This is a genomic window from Cupriavidus sp. C2SS-8b, assembly GCF_057073745.1.
On record NZ_CP172716.1, the window covers coordinates 1,020,164 to 1,043,779 of the forward strand.

21 protein-coding genes and 1 tRNA gene are annotated in these 23,616 nt (G+C 65.8%); 18 read left to right on the forward strand and 4 right to left on the reverse strand.

The features are described from left to right. Positions 1–121 precede the first annotated feature (121 nt). From truA to ACIGJB_RS04700, 11 genes are all read left to right on the forward strand, one after another. Positions 122–943 (forward strand): tRNA pseudouridine(38-40) synthase TruA, encoded by an 822-nt coding sequence (gene truA / locus ACIGJB_RS04650; protein WP_483708690.1) that lies wholly within the window; start codon positions 122–124, stop codon positions 941–943. Then, positions 930–1,622, forward strand: coding sequence for a phosphoribosylanthranilate isomerase (locus tag ACIGJB_RS04655; protein WP_483731611.1), 693 nt, complete (start codon positions 930–932; stop codon positions 1,620–1,622). The genes truA and ACIGJB_RS04655 overlap by 14 nt, the downstream gene beginning before the upstream one ends. Before the next feature lie 114 nt (positions 1,623–1,736). Then, the gene (gene trpB / locus ACIGJB_RS04660) at positions 1,737–2,930 is read left to right on the forward strand and encodes a tryptophan synthase subunit beta (protein WP_483708688.1); all 1,194 of its coding nucleotides are present in this window, start codon (positions 1,737–1,739) and stop codon (positions 2,928–2,930) included. Continuing rightward, entirely contained in the window at positions 2,930–3,844 is a 915-nt protein-coding gene (locus ACIGJB_RS04665; protein ID WP_483731612.1) for a DNA-methyltransferase, read from the forward strand. Before trpB ends, ACIGJB_RS04665 begins: the two co-directional genes overlap by 1 nt. A gap of 1 nt (position 3,845) precedes the next feature. Beyond that, positions 3,846–4,643, forward strand: coding sequence for a tryptophan synthase subunit alpha (gene trpA / locus ACIGJB_RS04670; protein WP_483731613.1), 798 nt, complete (start codon positions 3,846–3,848; stop codon positions 4,641–4,643). A 211-nt stretch (positions 4,644–4,854) separates the two neighbouring features. Then, positions 4,855–5,727: an acetyl-CoA carboxylase, carboxyltransferase subunit beta gene (gene accD, locus ACIGJB_RS04675; protein ID WP_483708685.1), complete on the forward strand. Its 873-nt coding sequence runs from the start codon at positions 4,855–4,857 to the stop codon at positions 5,725–5,727. Positions 5,728–5,853: 126 nt separating this feature from the next. Next, a complete protein-coding gene (gene folC / locus ACIGJB_RS04680; protein WP_483731614.1) occupies positions 5,854–7,164 on the forward strand; it encodes a bifunctional tetrahydrofolate synthase/dihydrofolate synthase in 1,311 nt (436 codons plus the stop codon). 123 nt (positions 7,165–7,287) lie between these two features. Next, positions 7,288–8,025 carry an SPOR domain-containing protein gene (locus ACIGJB_RS04685; RefSeq protein WP_483731615.1) on the forward strand — a complete coding sequence of 246 codons (738 nt, stop codon included), beginning with the start codon at positions 7,288–7,290 and terminating at the stop codon, positions 8,023–8,025. Between the two features lie 37 nt (positions 8,026–8,062). After that, a complete protein-coding gene (locus ACIGJB_RS04690) occupies positions 8,063–8,560 on the forward strand; it encodes a CvpA family protein (RefSeq protein ID WP_483708682.1) in 498 nt (165 codons plus the stop codon). 100 nt (positions 8,561–8,660) lie between these two features. Continuing rightward, positions 8,661–10,187: an amidophosphoribosyltransferase gene (purF, locus tag ACIGJB_RS04695; protein WP_483731616.1), complete on the forward strand. Its 1,527-nt coding sequence runs from the start codon at positions 8,661–8,663 to the stop codon at positions 10,185–10,187. 314 nt (positions 10,188–10,501) lie between these two features. Further along, positions 10,502–11,707, forward strand: coding sequence for an O-succinylhomoserine sulfhydrylase (locus tag ACIGJB_RS04700; RefSeq protein WP_483731617.1), 1,206 nt, complete (start codon positions 10,502–10,504; stop codon positions 11,705–11,707). A gap of 361 nt (positions 11,708–12,068) precedes the next feature. On the opposite strand, the gene ACIGJB_RS04705 is transcribed toward ACIGJB_RS04700, so the two are convergent. The 3 genes from ACIGJB_RS04705 to rpsU form a co-directional block, all read right to left on the reverse strand. After that, entirely contained in the window at positions 12,069–12,929 is an 861-nt protein-coding gene (locus ACIGJB_RS04705) for an ABC transporter permease (RefSeq protein ID WP_483731618.1), read from the reverse strand. 1 nt (position 12,930) lies between these two features. Continuing rightward, complete coding sequence (gene nodI, locus ACIGJB_RS04710) at positions 12,931–13,842, reverse strand: nodulation factor ABC transporter ATP-binding protein NodI (protein ID WP_483731619.1); 912 nt, start codon at positions 13,840–13,842, stop codon at positions 12,931–12,933. A gap of 179 nt (positions 13,843–14,021) precedes the next feature. Next, positions 14,022–14,234 carry a 30S ribosomal protein S21 gene (gene rpsU, locus ACIGJB_RS04715; RefSeq protein WP_211948988.1) on the reverse strand — a complete coding sequence of 71 codons (213 nt, stop codon included), beginning with the start codon at positions 14,232–14,234 and terminating at the stop codon, positions 14,022–14,024. Positions 14,235–14,782: 548 nt separating this feature from the next. On the opposite strand from rpsU, the gene ACIGJB_RS04720 reads away from it, so the two are divergent. The 7 genes from ACIGJB_RS04720 (at position 14,783) to kdpE (ending at position 23,372) form a co-directional block, all read left to right on the forward strand. Beyond that, on the forward strand, positions 14,783–14,923 hold the full coding sequence (locus ACIGJB_RS04720; RefSeq protein ID WP_483731620.1) for a hypothetical protein: 141 nt from the start codon (positions 14,783–14,785) through the stop codon (positions 14,921–14,923). Beyond that, on the forward strand, positions 14,923–15,012 hold the full coding sequence (gene kdpF / locus ACIGJB_RS04725; RefSeq protein WP_483731621.1) for a K(+)-transporting ATPase subunit F: 90 nt from the start codon (positions 14,923–14,925) through the stop codon (positions 15,010–15,012). Before ACIGJB_RS04720 ends, kdpF begins: the two co-directional genes overlap by 1 nt. Continuing rightward, positions 15,012–16,829, forward strand: a complete 1,818-nt coding sequence (kdpA, locus tag ACIGJB_RS04730; protein ID WP_483731622.1) for a potassium-transporting ATPase subunit KdpA — start codon at positions 15,012–15,014, stop codon at positions 16,827–16,829. Before kdpF ends, kdpA begins: the two co-directional genes overlap by 1 nt. 19 nt (positions 16,830–16,848) lie before the next feature. Then, positions 16,849–19,068: a potassium-transporting ATPase subunit KdpB gene (kdpB, locus tag ACIGJB_RS04735; protein ID WP_483731623.1), complete on the forward strand. Its 2,220-nt coding sequence runs from the start codon at positions 16,849–16,851 to the stop codon at positions 19,066–19,068. Between the two features lie 26 nt (positions 19,069–19,094). Then, positions 19,095–19,721, forward strand: coding sequence for a potassium-transporting ATPase subunit KdpC (gene kdpC, locus ACIGJB_RS04740; protein WP_483731624.1), 627 nt, complete (start codon positions 19,095–19,097; stop codon positions 19,719–19,721). Between the two features lie 78 nt (positions 19,722–19,799). Then, on the forward strand, positions 19,800–22,652 hold the full coding sequence (locus tag ACIGJB_RS04745) for a DUF4118 domain-containing protein (RefSeq protein ID WP_483731625.1): 2,853 nt from the start codon (positions 19,800–19,802) through the stop codon (positions 22,650–22,652). Between the two features lie 24 nt (positions 22,653–22,676). Then, positions 22,677–23,372, forward strand: coding sequence for a two-component system response regulator KdpE (gene kdpE / locus ACIGJB_RS04750; RefSeq protein ID WP_483731626.1), 696 nt, complete (start codon positions 22,677–22,679; stop codon positions 23,370–23,372). Positions 23,373–23,451: 79 nt separating this feature from the next. Here kdpE and ACIGJB_RS04755 read toward each other — a convergent pair. Next, positions 23,452–23,527 (reverse strand) — tRNA-Asn (locus tag ACIGJB_RS04755). Positions 23,528–23,616: the final 89 nt, after the last annotated feature.

The following is a 23,616-nucleotide window of genomic DNA, read 5'->3' on the forward strand; positions in this document are numbered from 1 at the left end:
ATCATCGACGGTCCGGGCAGGCGGCATTCTTGCCGCGGCCCGAAGCGATGCGCCGGAAGCGTCCCTTCCGGCGCATTTGTTTTTGTCGGCCCCCTCGATTCGCGGGCCAGTTTTCCGCGCCATGAACCGCATCGCCATCGGCCTCCACTACGACGGTGCCGCCTTTTCCGGCTGGCAGTCGCAGCCCCATCGCAATACCGTGCAGGACCACCTCGAGGATGCCATCGAGCGCTTCGCCGGCGTGCGCCTGCTGACCACCGTGGCGGGCCGCACCGATGCCGGCGTGCATGCGCTGGGCCAGGTGATCCACCTCGATACCACGCTGAACCGTGAAAGGTTTTCGTGGGTGCGTGGCGTCAATGCCTTCCTGCCGCCTTCGATTGCGCTGCAGTGGGCGCTTCCGGTCAGTGAAGACTTTCACGCTCGCTTTCTCGCATTCGAGCGCATGTACTACTACGCGCTCTACACCGGACCGCACCGCGTGCCGCTCGCGCACGGCCGCGCCGGCTACCTGATGCTGCCGCCGGGCCAGCGGCTCGATGTGGATGCCATGCGCGAGGCTTCCCGATGCCTGCTGGGCGAGCATGATTTTTCGTCGTTCCGCGCCGCGGAGTGCCAGGCCAAATCCCCGGTCAAGACCATGTATGACGTGACGCTGAAGGCGGACGGCAACTGGACCTTCGTGCGGTTTCGCGCCAGCGCCTTCCTGCACCACATGGTGCGCAACCTGATGGGTTGCCTGGTGGCGGTGGGGCGGGGGCGTTACCCGGCGCACTGGCTGGGCGAGGTGCTGAACGGGCGCGATCGCAAGCTGGCCGCACCGACGTTCATGCCTGACGGCCTGTACCTCGCCGACGTGAAGTATCCTGAGGCTTTCCAGATTCCGGCGGCCGACTCGTCCGCCAGCCTGTTCCACGGAGTGTTTCCCCATGACGCAGCCTGAGCGCACCCGCATCAAGATCTGCGGCCTGACGCGCGAGGAAGACGTGCGGGCCGCGGTCGATGCCGGCGCCGATGCGATCGGGCTGGTGTTCTATCCGCCCAGCCCGCGCTATGTCGACCTGGCGCGCGCCGCCCAACTCGCCGAAGCCGCCGGGCCGTTCGTCTCGGTGGTGGGCTTGTTCGTCAATGCCGACATGGAAGAGGTGGCCCACGTGGCCGAGCGGGTGCCGCTGACGCTGCTTCAGTTCCACGGTGACGAGAGCCCGCAGGACTGTTCGCAGACTGCGCAGCGCTGCCGCCTGCCTTTTCTGCGCGCGGCGCGTGTGCGCCCGGGTCTTGATTTGATAGAATTCGCCGATCAATACCGTGATGCCGCTGGCTTGCTGCTGGATGCCTTCGTCGAGGGCTATGGCGGCGGCGGCCACGTCTTCGACTGGACCCTGATTCCCCCGGCATGGCTCGCTTCCAACCGTCCATCGACCAGCAACCCGAACGCAAGCGGCGCTCCTCGCATCGTTTTGAGTGGTGGGTTGAACGCGCAAAACGTCGCTGGCGCGATTGAACGCGTGCGGCCCTACGCTGTGGATGTCAGCAGCGGCGTCGAGGCCGCCAAGGGCGTGAAAGACCACGCCCGCATTGCCGCGTTCGTGCGCGCTGTCCGCAGTGCCGAGGCTGGATGAGGCGGGTCGCAAGATCGCCGCTTTGCCCGGCACCCCGCTGGCGGCGCCACCCGCACCACCGTCAAATTTGCGCCCTTGCCCCGACGCAAGGCCGCTGACCTGAAGAGTCCAGACATGTACGACCTGCCCGATTCCCGTGGCCATTTCGGCCCTTATGGCGGCACCTTCGTCTCCGAGACGCTGGTCCACGCGCTCGATGAACTGCGCGAGGCCTATGCCCACTACCAAAAAGATCCGGAGTTCGATGCCGAATTCCGTCGTGAACTGAAGCACTTTGTCGGCCGCCCCTCGCCGATCTACCACGCGCAGCGCTGGAGCGAGCTCCTCGGCGGCGCCCAGGTCTACCTCAAGCGCGAGGACCTGAACCACACCGGCGCCCACAAGATCAACAACGTGATCGGCCAGGCGCTGCTGGCCAAGCGCATGGGCAAGAAGCGCGTGATCGCCGAGACCGGCGCCGGCCAGCACGGCGTGGCCACGGCCACTATTGCCGCGCGTTTCGGCATGGAGTGCGTGGTCTACATGGGCTCGGAGGACGTCAAGCGCCAGGCCGCCAACGTCTATCGCATGAAGCTGCTGGGCGCCACCGTGGTGCCCGTGGAAAGCGGCTCGCGCACGCTCAAGGACGCGCTCAACGAAGCCATGCGCGACTGGGTGACCAACGTCGAGAGCACCTTCTACATCATCGGCACCGTCGCCGGCCCGCACCCGTACCCGATGATGGTGCGCGATTTCCAGTGCGTGATCGGCGAGGAAGCCAAGGTGCAGATGCCCGAGATGACCGGCCGCCAGCCGGATGCCGTGATCGCTTGCGTGGGCGGCGGCTCCAATGCGATGGGCATTTTCTACCCGTACATCGAGCACAAGGACGTGCAACTGATCGGCGTGGAAGCCGCAGGGGATGGCCTGGATACCGGCCGTCATGCGGCCTCGCTGACCGGGGGCACGCCCGGCGTGCTGCATGGCAACCGCACCTACCTGCTGCAGGACGAGAACGGCCAGATCATCGAGACGCATTCGGTGTCGGCTGGCCTCGACTACCCGGGCGTCGGGCCGGAGCATGCCTGGCTCAAGGACATCGGCCGCGCGCAGTACGTGCCGATCACCGATGAAGAGGCGCTCAAGGCCTTCCACGACTGCTGCCGCATCGAGGGCATCATCCCGGCGCTGGAATCGAGCCACGCCATTGCCTATGCATGCAAGCTGGCGCCAACGCTGCCCAAGGACAAGTTGTTGCTGGTGAACCTGTCCGGCCGCGGCGACAAGGACATGCATACCGTGGCCGAACGTTCGGGGCTCAAGCTCTGATGCGCGCGCTGCCACCTTCCGCACCTTCGGAACTGGCCCTGGGCGGGGCTTCGGACCTGCCCGGCGCGCCGGACGCGCCCGCGCTGCAGCTGTTCCAGGAAGACATGTTCGAGGGCATTGCGCGCCTGCCGGATGGATCGGTCGATCTCATCGTTGCCGATCCGCCCTACGGGCTGGGCAAGGACTACGGCAATGATTCCGACCTGCTCTCCGGCCAGGCCTACCTGGAGTGGTCCGAGCGCTGGATGGATGCCGTCTGCCCCAAGCTGTCGCCCAAGGGCACGCTGTACCTGTTCTGCACCTGGCAGTACTCGCCCGAGCTGTTCGTGATGCTCAAGCGCCGCCTGACGATGATCAACGAGATCATCTGGGACCGCCGCGTGCCGAGCATGGGCGGCACCACGCGCAAGTACTCGTCGGTGCACGACAACATCGGCTTCTTCGCCAAGGCGCGCGATTACTACTTCGACCTGGACCCGGTGCGCATCCCGTATGACCCGGAGACCAAGAAGGCGCGCAGCCGACCGCGTTTCGAAGGCAAGAAGTGGCTCGAGATGGGCTACAACCCCAAGGACCTGTGGAGCATTTCGCGCATCCACCGGCAGGACCCGGAGCGCGCCAACCATCCCACGCAGAAGCCGCTGGAGATTGTCGAGCGCATGGTGCTGTCGAGCTGTCCGCCGGGCGGCCTGGTGCTGGATCCGTTCGCCGGCAGCGGCACGACCGCCGTGGCGTGCCTGCGCCACGGGCGGCGCTTCGCCGGTTTCGAGATCAATCCCGAGTATGTCGAGGTGGCACGCGGGCGCGTGGCTGCGGCCGTGCAACTGGCCAGGTCCGAGGCGGACCGCAACCCAACATCGGCGGCTGCCAATGACGAGGATTCGTCGGCGCAGCGGCCTCACCTGATTCCCTGATATGTCCCGCATCCAGAAGACATTCGCGGCGCTGGCCGCGCAGAACAAGAAGGGCCTGATTCCGTTCATCACCGCTGGCGACCCGGAGCCGGGCCTGACCGTGGACCTGATGCACGCGCTGGTGGCCGGCGGCGCCGACGTGATCGAACTCGGCGTGCCGTTTTCCGATCCGATGGCCGATGGTCCGGTGATCCAGCGCGCTTCCGAGCGGGCACTGGCCAGTGGCGTGTCGCTCACGCAGGTGCTGCAGTGGGTGCGCGAATTCCGCCAGACCAATGCCGACACGCCAGTCGTGCTGATGGGCTACGCCAATCCGATCGAGCGCATGGGTGAAGCGGTCTTTGCCGAGGCCGCGCGCGACGCCGGCGTGGACGGCGTACTGGTGGTCGACTACCCGCCCGAGGAGTGCGAGTCCTTCGCCGCGCTGATGCGCAAAAGCGGCATCGACCCGATCTTCCTGCTCGCGCCGACTTCCACCGACGACCGCATCGCGGCCGTGGGCAAGGTGGCGAGCGGCTATGTCTACTATGTCTCGCTCAAGGGCGTGACCGGCTCGGCGACGCTCGACCTGGACAGCGTGGCGGCCCGCATGCCGCTGATCAAGAAGCACGTCAACCTGCCGGTCGGCGTGGGTTTCGGCATCCGCGACGCGGAAACCGCGCGCGCCATCAGCGGCGTGTCCGACGCCGTGGTGATCGGCAGTCGCCTCGTGCAGTTGCTTGAAGATGCTCCGCGGGCCCAGGCGGTGGAGTCGCTGCGTTCGTTCATTGCCGGGATTCGCCAGGCCATGGACGCCTGAAGTGATCCATTGTCGACTTAAGGACTGCTGAAAAGTGCTGGAGCGTGCGCGTGATGCGCGTTCTGCTTCGGCTGATCCTTGTCGGCATGGTAAATTCCCGGGTTGATTCCCTGTCGTTGCCCTGGCTATCGCCGGGCCGATGCGTAATGTTCGTCATGCAATCGTCATGCCGTTGCGCACGGTGAACGGCAGTCATCCGAAAGGAGCTTTCATGAGCTGGTTGGATAAACTCCTGCCCCCCAAGATTCAACAGACCGACCCCCGTACCCGCAAGGGCATTCCCGAGGGGCTGTGGGTCAAGTGCCCGTCGTGCGAGTCCACCCTGTACCGGACCGACGTCGAGGCCAACCTGCACGTCTGCCCGAAGTGCGACCACCACATGCGCATCAGCGCGCGTGCGCGCCTGGACGCGCTGCTCGATGCCGAAGGCCGTTACGAGATCGGCCAGGAAATCGTGCCGGTGGATGCCCTGAAGTTCAAGGACAGCAAGAAGTACCCCGACCGCATCAAGGCCGCCATGGACGACACCGGCGAGACCGATGCCATGGTCGTGATGGGCGGTGCCATCCACACGATTCCGGTAGTGGCGAGCTGCTTCGAGTTCGAATTCATGGGCGGCTCGATGGGCTCCGTGGTCGGCGAGCGCTTCGTGCGCGGCGCCCAGGCGGCGCTCGAGCAGAAGGTGCCGTTCATCTGCTTTACCGCCACGGGCGGTGCGCGCATGCAGGAAAGCCTGCTGTCGCTGCTGCAGATGGCCAAGACCACGGCCATGCTGAACCAGCTGTCCGCGTCGAAGCTGCCGTTCATCAGCGTGCTGACCGATCCGACCATGGGCGGCGTGTCCGCGAGCTTCGCATTCCTGGGCGACGTGGTGATCGCCGAGCCCAAGGCGCTGATCGGCTTTGCCGGCCCGCGCGTGATCGAGCAGACCGTGCGGGAGAAGCTGCCGGAAGGGTTCCAGCGTTCGGAGTTCCTGGTGCAGAAGGGCGCCATCGACATGATCGTCGACCGCCGCAAGATGCGCGCCGAGCTGGCGCAACTGCTGGCGCTGCTGCAAAAGCAGCCCGCGGACGCGGTCGCGTAAGACCGCAATGGTGGACCAGGCAAGGGCGCGGGCGGTTGACGCGCCTTTTGCTTTTGCTGACGCCACCGCGAACTTGACTTTCAGGCCGGCTGGCCAAATCTAGTAGCAAAGCCTCTTCACCCCCTCATGCCTGTCTTCCACAACCTTCCCGAATGGCTTGCCCATCTCGAAACCGCCCATCCCGTGGGCATCGACATGGGCCTGACCCGTATCACGCGCGTCAAGGAAGCGCTGGGCCTGCGCATCGACGCCGTGGTGTTCACGGTCGGCGGCACCAACGGCAAGGGCTCCACGTGCGCCATGCTGGAGCGCATCCTGCTGGAAGCGGGCTACAAGGTGGGCTGCCATACTTCGCCGCATCTGATTTCGTTCAACGAGCGCGCCCGCATCAATGGCGAGTTCGCCACGGACGCGCAACTGCTGCCTCACTTCGAGGCGGTGGAACGGGCCCGCACGAGCTTTGCCGATCCGATCAGCCTGACGTACTTCGAGTTCACCACGCTAGCCATCATCCACATGTTCGCGGCGGCGGAGCTCGATGCCATGGTGCTCGAAGTGGGCCTGGGCGGGCGGCTCGATGCCGTCAACGTGATCGACACGGACTGCGCGGTCATCACCAGCGTCGATATCGATCACACGCAGTACCTCGGCGACACGCGCGAGAAGATCGGCTTCGAAAAGGCCGGCATCTTCCGTCCGGGCGTGCCGGCGATATGCGGCGACCCGGTGCCGCCGCAATCGCTGGTGGACCACGCCGAGGCGATCGGCGCCGACCTGTGGCTGGTCGGGCGCGATTTCCGGCACCAGGCCGCCAAGGGCCAGGAACGCCAGCAGTGGGACTGGAGCGGGCGCGAGCGCAAGCTCAACGGTCTCGGCTATCCCGCGCTGCGCGGCGCCAACCAGCTGCTGAATGCATCGGCGGCGCTGGCTGCGCTGCAGGCCATGCGTCCGCAGTTGCCCGTCAGCGCGCAGGAAGTCCGCAATGGCCTGGCCTTCGTCGAATTGCCGGGGCGCTTCCAGGTTCTGCCCGGGCGGCCGGCCGTGATCCTCGACGTGGCGCATAATCCGCACGCGGCAGCCACGCTGGGGCAGAACATGGAGAACATGGGCTTCTTCCGCTACACCTATGCGGTGTTCGGCGCCATGCAGGACAAGGACCTTGCCGGCGTGCTGAGCCAGGTGGCCGACAAGGTCGACCACTGGTGCCTGTGCGACCTGCCGACCGAGCGAGCCGCCAGCGCTGCGGATTTGCTGGGGAAACTGGAAGAGGGTGGTTTCCAGCCAGGGCCGGATGCCACGGCAGCCTGCTTTTCCAGCCCCGAGGCGGCTTACAGGGATGCCATCGAGAGAGCGACCGAGAATGATAGAATTCTGGTCTTCGGATCGTTCTATACCGTTGCCGGCGTGATGGCTTACCGCGCCACGCAGGCAAACTAGCCAGCAAACCAGCGGTACCGCCGCCGGTACGATCGTTGTAGTGCAACGGTCGTGCGGCAATCGAGCGACAAACCAGCGGTCGACACCGACTCAACACGGACGGCCGCCGCACCGAACCAATCTATGGGCCTGCTTTCGCTGTTTTCTTCCCGCAAGGGCAACGACCCGGCACCCGAGCGTGCGCGCCGCCAGCGTACCGATCCTGGTGCGGGCATCGCCTCGTCGCGCCGGTTGGCGGAGGAATATGCCGATGACACGCTGGATCCCGAATTCCCGCAGAAGCAGCGCGCACGCCGCCGCCTGATCGGCGCCGTGGTGCTGGTGGTGGCCGCCGTCATCGTGCTGCCCATCATCTTCGAAACCAAGCCGCGCCCGGTGTCCGATGATGTGTCGGTGAAGGTCTCGGGCGGGCAGGGCGCGCAGAAGCCGAAGGTCGAAGCCCGCAAGGCCGATCCGCTGCCGCCGGCCCCGCAATCCCAGCAGGCCCGCGGCGAAGGCGCCGAAGCGCTCGATGCTGGCGAGGAGCTGGTGAGCACGCCTGCAAAGCCTGCCGCCGCGGCGGAAAAGCCTGCTGCCCGTGCGGAGGCCAAGCCCGCCGAAGCCAGGGCCGCCGAGGCCAAGCCGCAAGGCAGTGGCAAGTACCTGATCCTGATTGGCGCCTTCTCTTCGGAAGAGCGGGCGAAGAACTGGCTGGCCAAGCTCAAGGCGAGCAAGGTGCCGGCGTATGTGGAAAAGAAAGTGCTGGCCGACGGCGAGCGAATCCTGCTGCGCGCGGGCCCCTTCAATGACCGGGATGCCGCCGATGCCGCCGACAAGCGCGTGCGCGCGGTCGGCCTGACGTCGAAGGTGGTGGAACAGTAAGCCCGTGGGGCCGCGCGTGGCGCGGCCGCCAGCAACGATGCAGCCGACTTTCTTCGACTACGCGGTCGTCTTCACCCTGCTTGCTTCCGGCCTGATCGGCGTGCTGCGCGGACTGGTCCGCGAGGTGCTGTCGCTGATCGGCTGGGTCGTGGCGTTCTGGGTTGCGTACCGCTTTGGCGGCGTGGCCGCAGGCTGGATGCCCGAGTCGCTGCCCGGCGGCGAGATCGCACGCCATGCGCTCGGCTTTATTACCTTGCTGATCGGCACCGTGATCGGCGCGGCGCTGGCGGGCACGGTGATCGGCCAGTTGCTGGAGAGCACCGGGCTGAAGCCGGCGGATCGCGGGCTCGGGCTGGTGTTCGGGCTGCTGCGCGGCGCGCTGCTGGTGATGCTGCTGGTCACGCTGGCCGGCCTGACAAAATTGCCGGAAGAAGAATTCTGGCGCGACGCGGTGAGCCGCCCTTATGTGATGCAGGCCATGGAATCGCTGAAGCCATGGCTGCCACCGGAGCTGGCGAAGTACGTCAAGACATGACATTTGGCCTGGCACCCATGCCTGGCCGGTACGAAACGCAAGCCGTGTCCTAAGGACAAGGCTGCGCCCCTGAATCAAAGCCTTTCCCTGGGAGCTTGGCATGTGCGGTATCGTCGGCGTGGTCTCCACCTCGCCTGTCAACCAATTGATCTACGACAGCCTGCTGTTGTTGCAACACCGCGGACAGGATGCTGCCGGCATCGCCACCGCCAACGGCAGTACCTTCCACATGCACAAGGCCAACGGCCTCGTGCGCGACGTGTTCCGCACACGCAATATGCGCGGCCTGCCCGGCACGGCCGGCATCGGCCAGGTCCGCTACCCGACCGCGGGTTCGGCCTCGAGCGAAGAAGAGGCGCAGCCTTTCTACGTCAACGCGCCGTACGGCATCATCCTGTCGCACAACGGCAACCTGACCAACTGGCAGCAGCTGCGCGAAGAGATGTTCCGCCGCGATCGCCGCCACATCAACACGCACTCGGACACCGAGGTGCTGCTGAACGTGCTGGCCGATGAACTGCAGCGTGCCAGCCATGGCATGGCGCTGGAACCCGAAACCATCTTCACGGCCGTGGCCGGCATGCACCGCCGCGTGAAGGGCTCGTACGCCATTGCCGCGCAGATCGCGGGCTACGGCATGCTGGCCGTGCGCGACCCGTTCGGCATCCGCCCGCTGTGCCTGGGCAGCGTGGACACGCCGAGCGGCAAGGAGTGGATGGTGGCGTCCGAGTCGGTGGCGCTGGAAGGCATCGGCTACCGCCTGGAGCGCGATGTGGCACCGGGCGAGGCCATTTTCATCGACCTCGACGGCAAGTTGCACACCAAGCAGTGCGCGGACAACCCCGTGCTGACGCCGTGCATTTTCGAATACGTCTACCTGGCTCGCCCGGATTCGTGCATCGACGGCGTGCCAGTCTATGACGCACGCCTGCGCATGGGCGATTACCTGGCCGAGAAAATCCGCCAGGAAGTCTCGGCAGGCGACATCGACGTGGTCATGCCGATTCCCGATTCCAGCCGCCCGGCCGCCATGCAGGTGGCCAACCGGCTCGGCGTCGGCTACCGCGAAGGCTTCTTCAAGAACCGCTACGTGGGCCGCACCTTCATCATGCCGGGCCAGGCGGTGCGCAAGAAGTCGGTGCGCCAGAAGCTCAACGCCATGGGCGTGGAGTTCAAGGGCAAGAACGTGCTGATCGTCGATGACTCGATCGTGCGCGGCACCACCTCGTTCGAGATCGTGCAGATGGCGCGCGACGCGGGCGCCAACAAGGTGATCTTCGCCTCGGCCGCGCCGCCGGTGAAGTACCCGAACGTGTACGGCATCGACATGCCGACGCGCAGCGAGCTGGTGGCGCATGGCCGCACGCACGAAGAGATCGCGAAGATCATCGGCGCCGACAAGCTGGTGTACCAGGACGTGGAAGCGATGAAGCAGGCCGTACGCGACATCAATCCCGCGCTGAAGGACTTCGATGCTTCGTGCTTCGATGGCCGCTATATCACCGGCGACATCGACGAAGCTTACCTGGAACGCCTGGAGACAGCGCGCAGCCAGGCGGACCGCGAAGGCACTGTCGACATGGAGCGCTCGCAACTGCACCTGCAGCGTTCGAGCGGCAACGAGTAAGCCGCGCCGGCCCCGCGTGCGTTGACGAATGCGGGGCCCGGCCGTAACATGGCCGGGCGTCGATTTGAAGGTCAGCTTGCGGACGCGGGTCCTGCCCGAAACAGCTAAAGAGATAGCCGTCAGAGGATTGTCGTCAGAAGGGGAACAAGCAGCTGCTGTAGCCGCGCAATCCCGAGTCAATCCCAAGGTATCCGCAGAACACGCAAGCCCGTCGATCCGACCACCCGATCGCACGGGCTTTTTTCATGGCCGGCTGCTTTGCCGCCGGTTTGTTGGAACCACTGCATTCACGCGGGTACGACCGCGCCACCAGCATGAACGAACCGCTCAATCCTGAATCGCTTGGCATCGAAACCCTCGGCGTGCGCGCCGGCACGCTGCGCAGCGAAAACATGGAGCATTCCGAGGCGATGTACCTGACCTCGAGCTTCTGCTTCAACAGCGCCGCGGAAGCCGCCGAACGCTTTGCCAACTCGGAAGAGGGCTTCACCTATTCGCGCTTCACCAACCCGACGGTGTCGATGTTCCAGTCGCGCCTGGCGGCGCTGGAAGGCGCGGAGTCCTGCATGGCGACCGCCTCGGGCATGAGCGCCATTCTCTCGGTGGTGATGTCGCTGATGCAGGCGGGCGATCACCTGGTGAGCTCGCGCGCGATCTTCGGCTCGACCATGACAATGTTCGGGAATATCTTCGCGAAGTTCGGCATCGAGACCACCTTCGTTGATCCGGCGGACCTGAACGCATGGCGCGCGGCGGTGCGGCCGACCACGAAGATGTTCTTCCTGGAAACGCCGTCCAACCCGCTCACCGAAGTGGCCGACATCGCCGCCGTGGCCGAGATCGCCCACGATGCCGGCGCGCAGCTCGTCGTCGACAATTGCTTCTGTTCGCCGGCGCTGCAGCAGCCGATCAAGTTCGGCGCGGATATCGTGGTGCATTCGGCCACCAAGCATATCGATGGGCAAGGCCGCGTGCTGGGCGGCGCGGTGGTCGGCACGCGCGACTTCATCATGGGCAAGGTGTTCCCGTTCGTGCGCACCGCCGGCCCGACGCTGTCCGCGTTCAACGCCTGGGTGCTGCTCAAGGGCATGGAGACGCTGGCCATCCGCATGGAGCGGCATTCCGTCAACGCGCTCGCGCTGGCCGAGTTCCTGGAATCGCATCCTGCCGTGGCGCGCGTGTTCCACCCCGCGCTCAAGTCGCATCCGCAGCACGAGATCGCCATGCGCCAGCAAAGCGGCGGTGGCGCCATCGTGTCGTTCGAACTGAAGGGTGCCACGCCCGAGCAGCAGCGCGCGAATGCCTGGCGCGTGATCGACAACACGCGGCTGTGCTCGATCACCGGCAACCTCGGCGACACGCGTACCACGATCACGCATCCGTACACGACCACGCATGCGCGCGTCACGCCCGAAGCCAAGGCGGCTGCGGGCGTTGGCGAAGGACTGATTCGACTGGCGGTGGGGCTGGAGTCGGTGGCCGACCTGAAGGCCGACCTGCTGCGTGGACTGGGCGAGTAAGAGGACTGCGTGATGCCGGCTCAGGGCGTCTGGGCCGGTGTCTCGCTATCGCTGCCGGCCACCGCCTTGACGCCGGCCTTGGTCACATCATAGGTTGCTCCGACCGCCGTCGACGCAACGCTGACGGCGGCAGAGCCTACGGTCGCTGCGGTCGATACGGCAGCGCTGCCAACGGCCACCGTTGCCCCGACTACGCTGCATCCCGCGAGGCTGGCGCCAGCCAGAACAGCGCCAGCGAGGTAGACGGCGTGATGTGAATATCGGGAAAAACCGGAAAACGAAAGCGGCATGCAAGGCTGCCCGGCGGGCAAATGAATAAGCGCCGGGTCATCAGGCCCGGGCAACCGGCCGCCTGCGTATCTCAGCGTAGCAAGCGGCGCCGCAACAGTACCAGCGAAAGTACCAACGCGACAATGGCGTAAGCGGCCAGCACCGCGATATGCAGTGCGGCGTGGTCAATCGGACGTCCCAGCATCAGCGGCCGGATCAGCGCCACCGCATGCGCGAGGGGCAGGACATTGGTGGCTGCTCTCGCTCCCTCCGGCAACTGCTCCAGCGGAAAGAACACACCCGAGAGCAGCAGCATCGGCGTGATGACCAGCGTCTGGTAGAACATGAAGAAATCATAGCCGGGGGCCAGCGCCGTCACGATCATCGCCAGGCTGGCGAAGGTGATGCCCGCCAGCACGATTACCGGCAGCGCCAGCAGCGCGCCCGGCATGTGCGCATAACCCAATGTTCCCGCCACCAGCATGATGGCGAGCCCCGACAGCACGGCCTTGCTGGCCGCCCACAGGATCTCTCCGAGCACCACGTCGCCGAGCGTCAGCGGCGCGTGCATGATCGCTTCCCAGGTGCGCTGCACGTGCATGCGCGAGAACGCCGAATACATGGACTCGAAGCTCGCCGACATCATCACGCTCGACGCCGTGGTGCCGGCCGCCAGGAAAGCAATGTACGGAACCCCATGCACCTGCCCGACCAGCAGGCCCAGCCCGATCCCCAGGCCGAACAGGTAGATCATCGGGTCGGCCAGGTTGCCGATCATCGATGGCAGGGCCAGCTTCTTCCACACCATGTAGTTGCGGTACCAGACCATCATCCAGTTGCGCAGGTTGCGGGGCAGCACCGGCTGCCGATAGTGCTGCCGCGGTTCGGTGCCCTGGCGGGCGTGGCCGACCTCTGCGGTGGCCGCTTCCTGGCGCGGATCCTGTTCGCTCATGTCAGTCCCTCATCTCGCGGCCGGTCAGCTTGAGGAACACGTCCTCAAGGTTGGCCGGCCGGTGCAGGTAGCGTACGCCGCTCTGGCCGTGCAGGGCGGCCAGCAGCGGGGCGGGCTCGCGCACGTAGCAGAAGAGCGTCTCGCCGCTCATTTCGGTGCGCTCGGCCAGCGGTGTCAGGGTGCCGCGCAGCGTGTCGAGTTCATCGCCGTAGACTTCGACCACGTCGCATCCGATCTGGCTGTCGATCAACTCGTGCGGCTTGCCTTCGGCAATCTTGCGGCCGCCGTCGATCACGCACAGGTAGTTGCACAGGCGCTCGGCCTCTTCCATGAAGTGCGTGGTCAGCAGGATGGTCTTGCCGCTGGCCATCAGGGATTTCAGCCGCTCCCAGATCAGGTGCCGGGCCTGCGGGTCGAGCCCGGTGGTGGGCTCGTCCATGATCAGCAGGTCGGGGTCGTTGACCAGCGCGCGGGCCACCGTCAGGCGCCGGCGCATGCCGCCGGACAGGTCGCGCACCTGGGCATTGGCACGGTTCTCCAGCCGCGCGAACTCGAGCAGGGCAGGTACGCGCTGCGCGATCACGGCCGAGGACAGGCCGAAGTAACGGCCGAAAATGCGCAGGTTCTCGATGACCGAGAAATCCGGGTCGAGGTTGTCGAACTGCGGCACCACGCCCACGCGCATGCGCGCCTGCGGTGCGCGCTCGGGAATCGGTTCGCCGCAGAGCGTCAGCGAGCCGCCTGCCGGCGTGGTCAGGCCCAGCAGCAGCCGCAGCGTGGTGGTCTTGCCGGCACCGTTGGGCCCGAGCAGCCCGAAGCACTGGCCGCGATGCACCTGCAGGTCCAGGTCGTTGACGACGACCGTATCGCCGTATTGCTTGCGCACCTTGCGCAACTCGAGGATGGCAGTCAAGGCAGGAAGACGGTTGGCGCGCCGGCGGGCGCAATATCCGCCATTATGCCGGTCATCGCCACGCATGACCGGTGCTGCACTGCACTATGCCCCAAGGGGCGATCGAACATGCGGGCGCGAAACGCGGCGCATAAAAAAACCGCCAGCATGCTGGCGGTTTTTTTATGGTGCGAACCGAATCAGTACATCTTCTTCGGCAGCATCTGCATGCGCAGGCGCTTGCGCAGGCGCGCTTCGGCAGCCTTCTTCTTGCGCTTGCGCTCGGTCGTGGGCTTTTCGTAGGCGGTGCGGCTCTTCAGCTCGACGATCAGGCCAGTCTGCAGAATGGAGCGGCGGAAGCGACGCATTGCAACTTCAACCGGCTCACCGGGTTTCAAGACGATCTTGGTCAATTCAGTCCTTTAGGGGATGGCTGCCGCGCAAGCGGCTGGTTCAAACGAGGGGAAACTGCGGCCGCCGGGGCGGCTGGTATTGCACACGGGGCAGACACTGCCCTGTATGCACCCCCGCGAACCTGAAAGATGTGGACCGGTGAGTCCGTGCAACCAGTGTCAGGGGTGATAGCGCCGGGTTCCTTATGCATCGGGAGCCTGGCAGTACCGGTTTCCGTAAAAAGCTATACGCCCGTAACTATGGCACGTATACGACGCAAATGTCAAGAACGTGCCGCGATTTGGGAGGCATCGCGCGCTACGCGTTAACAGTAATGTGGCCCGTGAATCGCCCCCGGAGCCGTGATGCCGACTTCAGGGCCGATGCAAGCCGAGGACGTGAATTTACACCAGGTTGATGCCGCGGCGGCGAATTCTCGGACTGTCCCTGCCGATGGCGGTCGTCCTGCGTCTTTATATGTTCTTTATATCGGCTCCCGGTCTTTCTACCCCGTTTTTAGGGGCTGATCCATAAGCTTCCCGTGTCAGTCACTCCTGGATCGATTGTCATGGACGGGTTCTTCCTGATCGCCTTGATCGTATTGGCTGCCGCCAGCGCGGCATTGCTATGGCTGTGCGCTGCCTTGGGCGCCAATGAGGCGAAGGCCGCCGCCGGGCATGACCACAGCGCTGCCGGCAGGGGGCTGTGATGGACTGGGCCGATCTGTTGAGCGGCGCACTCGCCGCGCTGATTTTCGTCTACCTCCTGATCGCGCTGTTCCGCCCGGAGAAATTCTGATGTCAACCGAATTCCTGGGCCTGCTGGCCCTGTACCTGGCAATCCTGTTTGCCATCGCGCCGTTCCTCGGCCGCTACATGCGGCGCGCAATGGAGGACGGCGCGTATAGGCTGACCGCCTGGGGGCGTCCGCTCGAACGCCTGCTTTACAAGCTCGCCGGCGTCCGCGCCGATGCCGGGATGGGCTGGAAGCAGTACGCGATTGCCGTGATTGCATTCAACCTGCTTGGCGTGGTCGCGGTCTACGCGCTGCAACGGCTGCAGGGCTACCTGCCGCTCAATCCGCAAGGCTTCGGCGCCGTGTCGCCCGACTCGGCCTTCAATACCGCCATCAGCTTTGTCGCCAACACCAACTGGCAGGGCTACGCGGGCGAGTCGACGATGAGCTACCTGACGCAGATGCTGGCGCTCACCGTGCAGAACTTCGTCTCCGCGGCGACCGGCATCGCGGTGGTGTTCGCGCTGATCCGCGGCTTTGCGCGGCAGCGCAGCGCGACCATCGGCAACTTCTGGGTCGACATGACGCGCAGCACGCTGTACGTGCTGATGCCGATTGCGACAGTGATCGCGCTGGCGCTGGTCAGCCAGGGTGTGATCCAGAACTTCGACCGCTACAAGGAAGTCAGCCTGGTGACGCCGGTCGAGTACGGCCAGCCCAAGGTCGATGCGGCCGGGCAGACGGTGCTCGACGCACAGGGCAAGCCGCTCACGGAAAACCTGAAGACGGACAAACAGATTCTGGCCATGGGCCCGGTGGCTTCGCAGGAAGCCATCAAGATGCTCGGCACCAACGGTGGCGGCTTCTTCAACGCGAACTCGGCGCACCCATACGAGAACCCGAACGCACTCGCCAACCTGATCGAGATGCTGGCCATCTTCCTGATCCCGGCCGCGCTGTGCTTCACCTTTGGCGAGATGGTGAAGGACCGGCGCCAGGGCGTGGCGCTGCTCGCTTCGATGACGGTGATCTTCGTGGTCATGGCTTGCGTGGTGTCGATGTCCGAGATGCAGTCGAACGCTGCCCTCGCCGGACTACCGATCGATCACGCGGCTTCCGCACTGCAGGCCGGCGGCAATATGGAAGGCAAGGAAACGCGCTTTGGCATGGCGGCCTCGGCGCTGTTCGCCACCAGCACCACGGCGGCTTCGTGCGGCGCGGTCAATGCAATGCATGACTCCTTCACCGCCATCGGCGGGCTGGTGCCGATGCTGCTGATGCAGCTCGGCGAAGTCGTGTTCGGCGGCGTCGGCTCGGGCCTCTACGGCATGCTCGTGTACGCGGTGCTGGCGGTGTTCATCGCCGGCCTGATGATCGGGCGCACGCCGGAGTACCTGGGCAAGAAGATCGAGGCGTACGAGATGAAGATGGCCGCCGTGGCGATCCTTGTCACGCCACTGCTGGTGCTGCTTGGCACGTCGATCGCGGTGATGACGGAGGCGGGCAGGGCGGGGGTGTTCAACCCGGGCACGCATGGCTTCTCCGAGATCCTCTATGCACTGTCTTCTGCGGCCAACAACAACGGCAGCGCCTTTGCCGGCCTGTCCGCCAACACGCCGTTCTACAACACCCTGCTGGCCGCGGCGATGTGGTTCGGCCGCTTCTGGATCATCATCCCTGTCCTCGCGCTGGCCGGCTCGCTGGCGGCGAAGAAGCGGCTGCCGGTCACGGCCGGCACCATGCCTACACATGGCGCGCTGTTCGTGGCGCTGCTGGTCGGCTCGGTACTGATGGTAGGCGCGCTGACCTATGTCCCGGCCCTGGCACTGGGGCCCGTTGCCGAGCAGCTGCAGGGCGCAGTGATGGCGATTGCCAAGTAAGCGTATTGCGGAGAAACGCATGCAACAAGAATCCATGGCGACGCAGAGCAAGGCTGGCAGCGCCGCATCCAGCGCCCATGCATCGGCGGCAACGTCCACGACGCCTGCGAGCGTTGCCATCCAAACGCCCGGCCAGCATCATCGTCCTCCACGGCGCGGCATGTTCGCGCCCGAGCTGGTCAGGCCAGCCCTGCTGGCCGCGCTGAAGAAGCTGTCGCCGCGTGAGCAGCTGCGCAACCCGGTGATGTTCGTGGTCTACGTGGCCAGCATCCTGACCACCATCCTGTTCCTCAAGGCGTTGGCCGCGCCCGCAGCGATGGGCGGGGAAAGTGCCGGCTTTATCCTGGCAGTCTCGGTCTGGCTCTGGTTCACGGTGCTGTTCGCCAACTTTGCCGAAGCATTGGCGGAAGGCCGCAGCAAGCAGCAGGCGGAATCGCTGCGCGGGCTGAAGACCACCGCCACGGCGCGCGTGCTGGTGGACGGCAAGCGGGGTGGCGCGACGGAAATGCGCGCGGCCACTACCTTGCGGCGCGGCGATATCGTGCTGGCCCAGGCCGGAGACATGATCCCCGGCGATGGCGAAGTCATCGAGGGCGTGGCGTCGGTCGACGAGAGCGCCATCACCGGCGAATCCGCGCCGGTGATCCGTGAATCGGGCGGCGATTTTTCGTCGGTGACCGGCGGCACGCGCGTGCTGTCGGACTGGATCGTGATACGCATCACCACCAATCCGGGCGAAAGCTTCATCGACCGCATGATCAGCATGGTCGAGGGCGCCAAGCGGCAGAAGACGCCCAATGAACTCGCGCTGACGATCCTGCTGGTGGGCCTGACCATCGTGCTGCTGCTGGCAACCGCCACGCTGCTGCCGTTCTCGCTCTACAGCGTGCTGGTTACCAGGGCCGGCCTCCCGGTGACCATCACCGTGCTGGTTGCGCTGCTGGTTTGCCTGATCCCAACGACGATCGGCGGGCTGCTGTCGGCCATCGGCGTGGCGGGCATGAGCCGCATGATGGAGGCGAACGTCATCGCCACCTCGGGCCGCGCGGTGGAAGCCGCGGGCGACGTGGATGTGCTGCTGCTCGACAAGACCGGCACCATTACCCACGGCAATCGCCAGGCCTCGCGCTTCGTGCCCGCACCGGGCATCGCGGCCCAGCAGCTGGCACAGGCGGCATGGCTGTCTTCGCTTGCCGACGAGACGCCGGAAGGGCGCAGCATCGTGACGCTCGCGCGCCAGCAGCAGGGTGTTGCCGCACCCGACATGGCAGTGCTGCGGCCGGTGTTCATCCCGTTCACGGCGCAGACGCGCATGAGCGGCGTGGACCTGCGCAATGGCGACGGGGAGCGCATCGTGCGCAAGGGCGCTGCTGATACCGTGCGCCGTTTCGTGACCGAGCGCGCCGGCAAGTTTCCCGAGGCTGTGATGCAGGCAGTAGACGATGTGGCCCGCGCGGGCAGCACGCCTCTGGTGGTGGCGGAGGAAGCCGACGGCAACGTGCGTGTGCTGGGCGTGGTGGAACTCAAGGACATCGTCAAGACCGGTATCCGCGAGCGCTTCGCCGAGCTGCGCAAGATGGGCATCAAGACCGTGATGATCACCGGCGACAATCGGCTGACCGCGGCGACCATCGCGGCCGAAGCCGGTGTCGATGACTTCCTTGCCGAAGCGACGCCCGAGGCCAAGCTCAAGCTGATTCGCCAGTACCAGGGCGAGGGCCGCCTCGTGGCGATGACTGGCGACGGCACCAATGATGCGCCGGCGCTGGCCCAGGCCGATGTCGCGGTGGCGATGAACAGCGGCACGCAGGCGGCGAAAGAGGCCGGCAATATGGTCGACCTCGACAGCAACCCGACCAAGCTGATCGAGATCGTCGAGATCGGCAAGCAGATGCTGATGACGCGCGGATCGCTCACGACGTTCAGCGTGGCCAACGACGTGGCCAAGTACTTCGCCATCATCCCGGCCGCGTTTGCCACCACCTATCCGCAGCTGAACCTGCTCAATGTGATGGGGCTGACCACGCCGTCGTCGGCGATCATGTCGGCCGTGATCTTCAACGCGCTGATCATCGTGGCGCTGATACCGCTGGCGCTCAGGGGCGTGGCCTACCGGCCGCTCGGCGCGGCAGTGCTGCTGCGTCGCAACCTGCTGGTCTATGGTCTCGGCGGCATCCTGGTGCCCTTTGCCGGGATCAAGCTGATCGACATGGTACTGGCCCTGCTGGGCTTGGTCTGAGCATCCCTTTGCATAGAGAAGGCATCATGAATACGCACATGCAATCGACGCAACCCGTCCCAATCGAGCCGCAGCAAGGAGGGCTGCTGCGGCCGGCGCTGGTCGTCTTCATCGCGTTGTCGCTGCTGACGGGTTTGCTGTACCCCGGCGTGATCACCGCAATATCGCAAGTAGTGTTCCAGAAGGAAGCAGGCGGCTCGCTGATCGTCAAAGACGGCAAGGTTGTGGGCTCGACCCTGATCGGCCAACCGTTTTCGGACCCGAAGTATTTCTGGGGCCGCCTGTCGGCCACTGCGCCCATGCCGTATAACGCGGCGGCATCGGCCGGTTCCAACTTCGGGCCGACCAACCCCGCGCTGACCGATGCCGCGCGCGCACGCATCGATGCCCTGCGCGCGGCGGATCCGGACAACAAGGCTGCGGTGCCGGTCGATCTTGTCACGGCCTCCGGCAGCGGACTGGATCCGCACATCAGCCCGGCGGCAGCCGATTACCAGGTATCGCGTGTGGCGCGCCTGCGCGGATTGGCGCCGGAGACGGTGCGGGAATTGATCCGTGCGAACACGCAGTCGCCGTTGCTGGCCGTGCTGGGTGACCCCGGCGTCAATGTGCTCACGCTGAACCTGGCGCTGGATGCGGCATCCGGCAAATAGGCCGGCAATGCGGGCGCGCTTTGGCGCGCGTGGCACAATCCGACCGTGCCCGACCCTGCGTCGGGAAGTGCGTTAACCATGCCCGAATTGCCATCTCCCGCTGAACGTCCGGACCCGGACAGCCTGCTGCAGCGCATGCAGGAGGAGGGCGCGCGCGCCGCGCGTGGCAAGCTGCGCGTCTACTTCGGTGCCTCTGCCGGTGTAGGCAAGACCTTCGCCATGCTGAGCGCAGCACGGTCGCTGAGAGAGCAGGGCGCAGATGTGGTCATCGGCGTGGTCGAGACGCATGGCCGTGCCGAGACCGAGGCGCTGATCGACGGCATCGAGCGCCTGCCGATGCGGGACGTGCCGTACCGGGACCGCGTGCTCGCGGAGTTCGATCTCGATGGTGCGCTGGCGCGCCGGCCGGCGCTGGTGCTGGTCGATGAGCTGGCCCATTCGAACGCGGCCGGCAGCCGGCATCCGAAGCGCTGGCAGGACATCCAGGAATTGCAGTCGTCAGGCATCGACGTCTGGACGACGGTCAATGTCCAGCACCTCGACAGCCTCAATGAAGCCGTCGGTGGCATCACTGGTATCCGCGTCTGGGAAACCGTGCCCGATGCCGTCTTCGACAGTGCCGACGAAGTGATCCTGGTCGACCTGCCCGCCGATGAACTGCTGCGGCGCCTGCACGAAGGCAAGGTCTACCTGCCGGAGCAGGCGCGCCACGCGGTGCGCAATTTCTTCCGCAAGGGCAACCTGATCGCGCTGCGTGAACTGGCCCTGCGGCGCACGGCCGATCGCGTCGACGATGATGTGCGTGCCTATCGCCGCGCCGAGTCGATCCAGTCTGTCTGGCGCACGCGCGAGGCGGTGCTGGCCTGCATCGGGGCTGGCAGCGATGCCGAGCAGGTGGTCCGGAGCGCGCGCAGGCTTGCCGGCCAGCTCGATTGCGACTGCCACGTGATCACCGTGGCCGCGCCACGGCTCGCGGCCGTGCCCGATGCCGAGCGTGTGCGGCTGGAGTCCGTGATGCGCCTGGCCGAAGAGCTGTGCGCGCGCACCGAGACGCTTGCGGGCATCGACCTGGTGCAGGCCGTGGCCGGCTATGTCCGGCGCCACAACCTGACCAAGGTGGTGCTTGGCCGCACCCCGGCGCGATGGCGGCGCGAGAACGGATCGCTGCTGCGGCAGGGGCGCTCGCTGCTGGCCTGGGCGTTGTCGCCGTTCCTGGGCGCGCGCGCGTGGTGGTTCGGCCGCAAAAGCTTTGCCGATGCGCTGTCGGCCGCGTGCCCCGAAATCGATGTGATACGCGTGGCCGCCGATACCACGCGCATGGACGTCAGGCCCGCCAGCGTGCCGGCACCGCCTGAGGAAAGCGAGTCGGCGCACGCGCAAGAGCGCCGTGTCCGCATGCGGTCCTACCTGTGGGCCATAGCCTGGTGCGCCGGCGCGACGGCGGTATCGACGCTGGCCCGGCCGTGGTTCGACCTGGTCAATATCGCCATGCTGTTCCTGGTGGCGGTGGTTGGCGTGGCATTGCGGCATGGGCGCGCTGCATCGGCGTTGGCGTCGGTGATTGCCGTAGGGGCCTTCGATTTCTTCTTCGTGCCACCGAGGCTTTCCTTTTCAGTCAGCGACGTGCAGTACCTGCTGACCTTCCTGGTGCTGCTGTCGGTGGGCCTGGTGATCGGCCAGCTCACCGCCGGGCTGCGCGAGCAGGCCGAGGTGGCGGTGCAGCGCGAAACCGACGCGCGCACGCTCTACGAACTCGCGCGCGAACTGTCGTCGTCATTGATGACCGAGCAGATCGTTTCGATCGGCAGCCGCTTCCTGCGCGCGGCCTTCGATGCGCGCTCGGCGTTCTTCCTGGTAGGGCCGGATGGTCGCCTGTTGCCTCCTGCGATCGAGCCGGGGCAAGCCGATGCGCACAGCGATGCGATCGACCGCGTGCTCGCGCAATGGGTGTTCGACCACGGCCAGCCGGCCGGCACGGGCACGCACACGCTGCCGGCCGGCACGGTGCTGTACCTGCCGCTCAAGGCGCCGATGCAGACGCGCGGCGTGCTGGCGGTGGAACCGCGAGCGTGGCGCGCATTTGCCCAGCCGGCATTGCGGCGGCAGGTCGACGTGTTTGCGACGCTGATCGCCATCACCATCGAGCGGCTGCACTATGTCGACGTCGCCCAGCAGGCGCTGCTGTCGATGGAGTCGGAGCGGCTGCGCAGCTCGCTGCTGGCCGCTGTGTCACACGACCTGCGCACGCCGCTGACCAGCCTGGTCGGCATGGCCGAGACCTTGCAGCGTGGCGATCCGCCGCTCGCGCCGCGCGTCGCCGAGACGGTGGCCGCAATGCGAGAACAAGCCAGGCGCATGAGTACCATGGTGGTCAACCTGCTCGACATGGCGAGGTTGCAGGGACGCGACGTACGCATGCGGAAGGAATGGCAGTCATTCGAAGAGCTGGTCGGCGCGGCGCTCGGCGCGTTGCGCGACGCGCTTGCACTGCATCCCGTCGTGGTGGCGGACTTGTCCACGATGCCGCTGGTCGAGTGCGATGCCGTGCTGATGGACCGCGTGCTGTGCAACCTGCTGGAGAATGCCGCGAAATACACGGCGGCCGGCACCGAGATCCGTATCCGTGCCGAATCCATGGATGAAGAGGTACGCCTGATGGTGGAAGACGATGGCCCGGGCGTGCCGGCCGGTAGCGAACGGCAGATCTTCGATAAATTCACGCGGGGCGAGCGCGAGTCGGTGACGACCGGCGTGGGCCTCGGGCTCGCGGTCTGCGATGCGATCGTGCAGGCCCATGGCGGACGCATCTGGGTCGAACCCGTGCGCGAAGCGGCCATGGCGGGTGTCGGCATCGGTGCGCGCTTCGTCGCGTCCCTGCCGCGCGGCAATCCGCCGGTGATCGAGCCCGAGGCGGCGGACATTCCCGCGTAATCGCATTCAGACGGAGAGCCACAGATGCCTTTCGAGTTTTCGCCCACGGTGCTGCTGGTCGAGGACGAACCCCATATCCGCCGCTTCGTGCGCACGGCCCTGCAGGCCGAAGGCTGCACCGTGCACGAGGCGGAGAACCTCAAGCGCGGCCTGATCGAGGCGGGCACGCGCCAGCCGGATCTGGTGGTGCTTGACCTTGGTTTGCCCGACGGCGACGGCATCAACCTGATCGGAGAAGTGCGCACCTGGACCGAGGTGCCGATCCTGGTGCTGTCCGCGCGCAGTGGCGAGGAAGACAAGATCGGCGCGCTAGATGCCGGTGCCGATGATTACCTGACCAAGCCATTCGGCGTGGGCGAACTGGTGGCGCGCCTGCGCGTGCTGCTGCGCCGGCATGCGCGATCGAATCCGCATGGTTCGACGCAGATCGCCTTTGGCGAAGTGCAGGTCGACCTGGCGAACCGGATGGTCATGCGCGCGGGGCAGGCGGTGCACCTGACACCGATCGAATACCGACTGTTGTCGGTGCTGATCGCGCATCGCGGCAAGGTGATGACGCATCGCGAGTTGCTGCGCGAGGTCTGGGGGCCTTCGCATTCCGAGAGCAGCCAGTATCTGCGGGTCTATATGGGCCACTTGCGGCACAAGCTCGAAGCGGATCCGGCGCAGCCCGTGCATTTGCTCACGGAAGTCGGGCTCGGCTACCGGTTTGCGGGGTAAGGCGCTGGGGCAGGGTGAGATCGAAGCGACAAAAAGAAAAAGGCCGATGCTTGCGCATCGGCCTTCGTCTTGTATCGGATGGCTCCCCGACCTGGGCTCGAACCAGGGACCTACGGATTAACAGTCCGGCGCTCTACCGACTGAGCTATCGGGGAACAGCAGAGAAAGAGATTATAGCCAGCCTCTCGTTTCCTCGTCAACACTTTTTGGCATATTTATCGTGCCGGCTGGTCTGGCGAGGTGC

Bases quoted from the DNA above. Each gene is read 5' to 3' on its own strand.
- accD (WP_483708685.1), top strand. From the start codon at position 4,855: ATGAGCTGGTTGGATAAACTCCTGCCCCCCAAGATTCAACAGACCGAC.
- kdpC (WP_483731624.1), top strand. From the start codon at position 19,095: ATGAATACGCACATGCAATCGACGCAACCCGTCCCAATCGAGCCGCAG.
- ACIGJB_RS04745 (WP_483731625.1), top strand. From the start codon at position 19,800: ATGCCCGAATTGCCATCTCCCGCTGAACGTCCGGACCCGGACAGCCTG.
- kdpB (WP_483731623.1), top strand. From the start codon at position 16,849: ATGCAACAAGAATCCATGGCGACGCAGAGCAAGGCTGGCAGCGCCGCA.
- kdpA (WP_483731622.1), top strand. From the start codon at position 15,012: ATGTCAACCGAATTCCTGGGCCTGCTGGCCCTGTACCTGGCAATCCTG.
- ACIGJB_RS04690 (WP_483708682.1), top strand. From the start codon at position 8,063: ATGCAGCCGACTTTCTTCGACTACGCGGTCGTCTTCACCCTGCTTGCT.
- ACIGJB_RS04705 (WP_483731618.1), bottom strand. From the start codon at position 12,929: ATGAGCGAACAGGATCCGCGCCAGGAAGCGGCCACCGCAGAGGTCGGC.
- ACIGJB_RS04720 (WP_483731620.1), top strand. From the start codon at position 14,783: ATGGACGGGTTCTTCCTGATCGCCTTGATCGTATTGGCTGCCGCCAGC.
- ACIGJB_RS04655 (WP_483731611.1), top strand. From the start codon at position 930: ATGACGCAGCCTGAGCGCACCCGCATCAAGATCTGCGGCCTGACGCGC.
- trpB (WP_483708688.1), top strand. From the start codon at position 1,737: ATGTACGACCTGCCCGATTCCCGTGGCCATTTCGGCCCTTATGGCGGC.
- purF (WP_483731616.1), top strand. From the start codon at position 8,661: ATGTGCGGTATCGTCGGCGTGGTCTCCACCTCGCCTGTCAACCAATTG.
- ACIGJB_RS04665 (WP_483731612.1), top strand. From the start codon at position 2,930: ATGCGCGCGCTGCCACCTTCCGCACCTTCGGAACTGGCCCTGGGCGGG.
- trpA (WP_483731613.1), top strand. From the start codon at position 3,846: ATGTCCCGCATCCAGAAGACATTCGCGGCGCTGGCCGCGCAGAACAAG.
- kdpF (WP_483731621.1), top strand. From the start codon at position 14,923: ATGGACTGGGCCGATCTGTTGAGCGGCGCACTCGCCGCGCTGATTTTC.
- folC (WP_483731614.1), top strand. From the start codon at position 5,854: ATGCCTGTCTTCCACAACCTTCCCGAATGGCTTGCCCATCTCGAAACC.
- ACIGJB_RS04700 (WP_483731617.1), top strand. From the start codon at position 10,502: ATGAACGAACCGCTCAATCCTGAATCGCTTGGCATCGAAACCCTCGGC.
- kdpE (WP_483731626.1), top strand. From the start codon at position 22,677: ATGCCTTTCGAGTTTTCGCCCACGGTGCTGCTGGTCGAGGACGAACCC.
- truA (WP_483708690.1), top strand. From the start codon at position 122: ATGAACCGCATCGCCATCGGCCTCCACTACGACGGTGCCGCCTTTTCC.
- ACIGJB_RS04685 (WP_483731615.1), top strand. From the start codon at position 7,288: ATGGGCCTGCTTTCGCTGTTTTCTTCCCGCAAGGGCAACGACCCGGCA.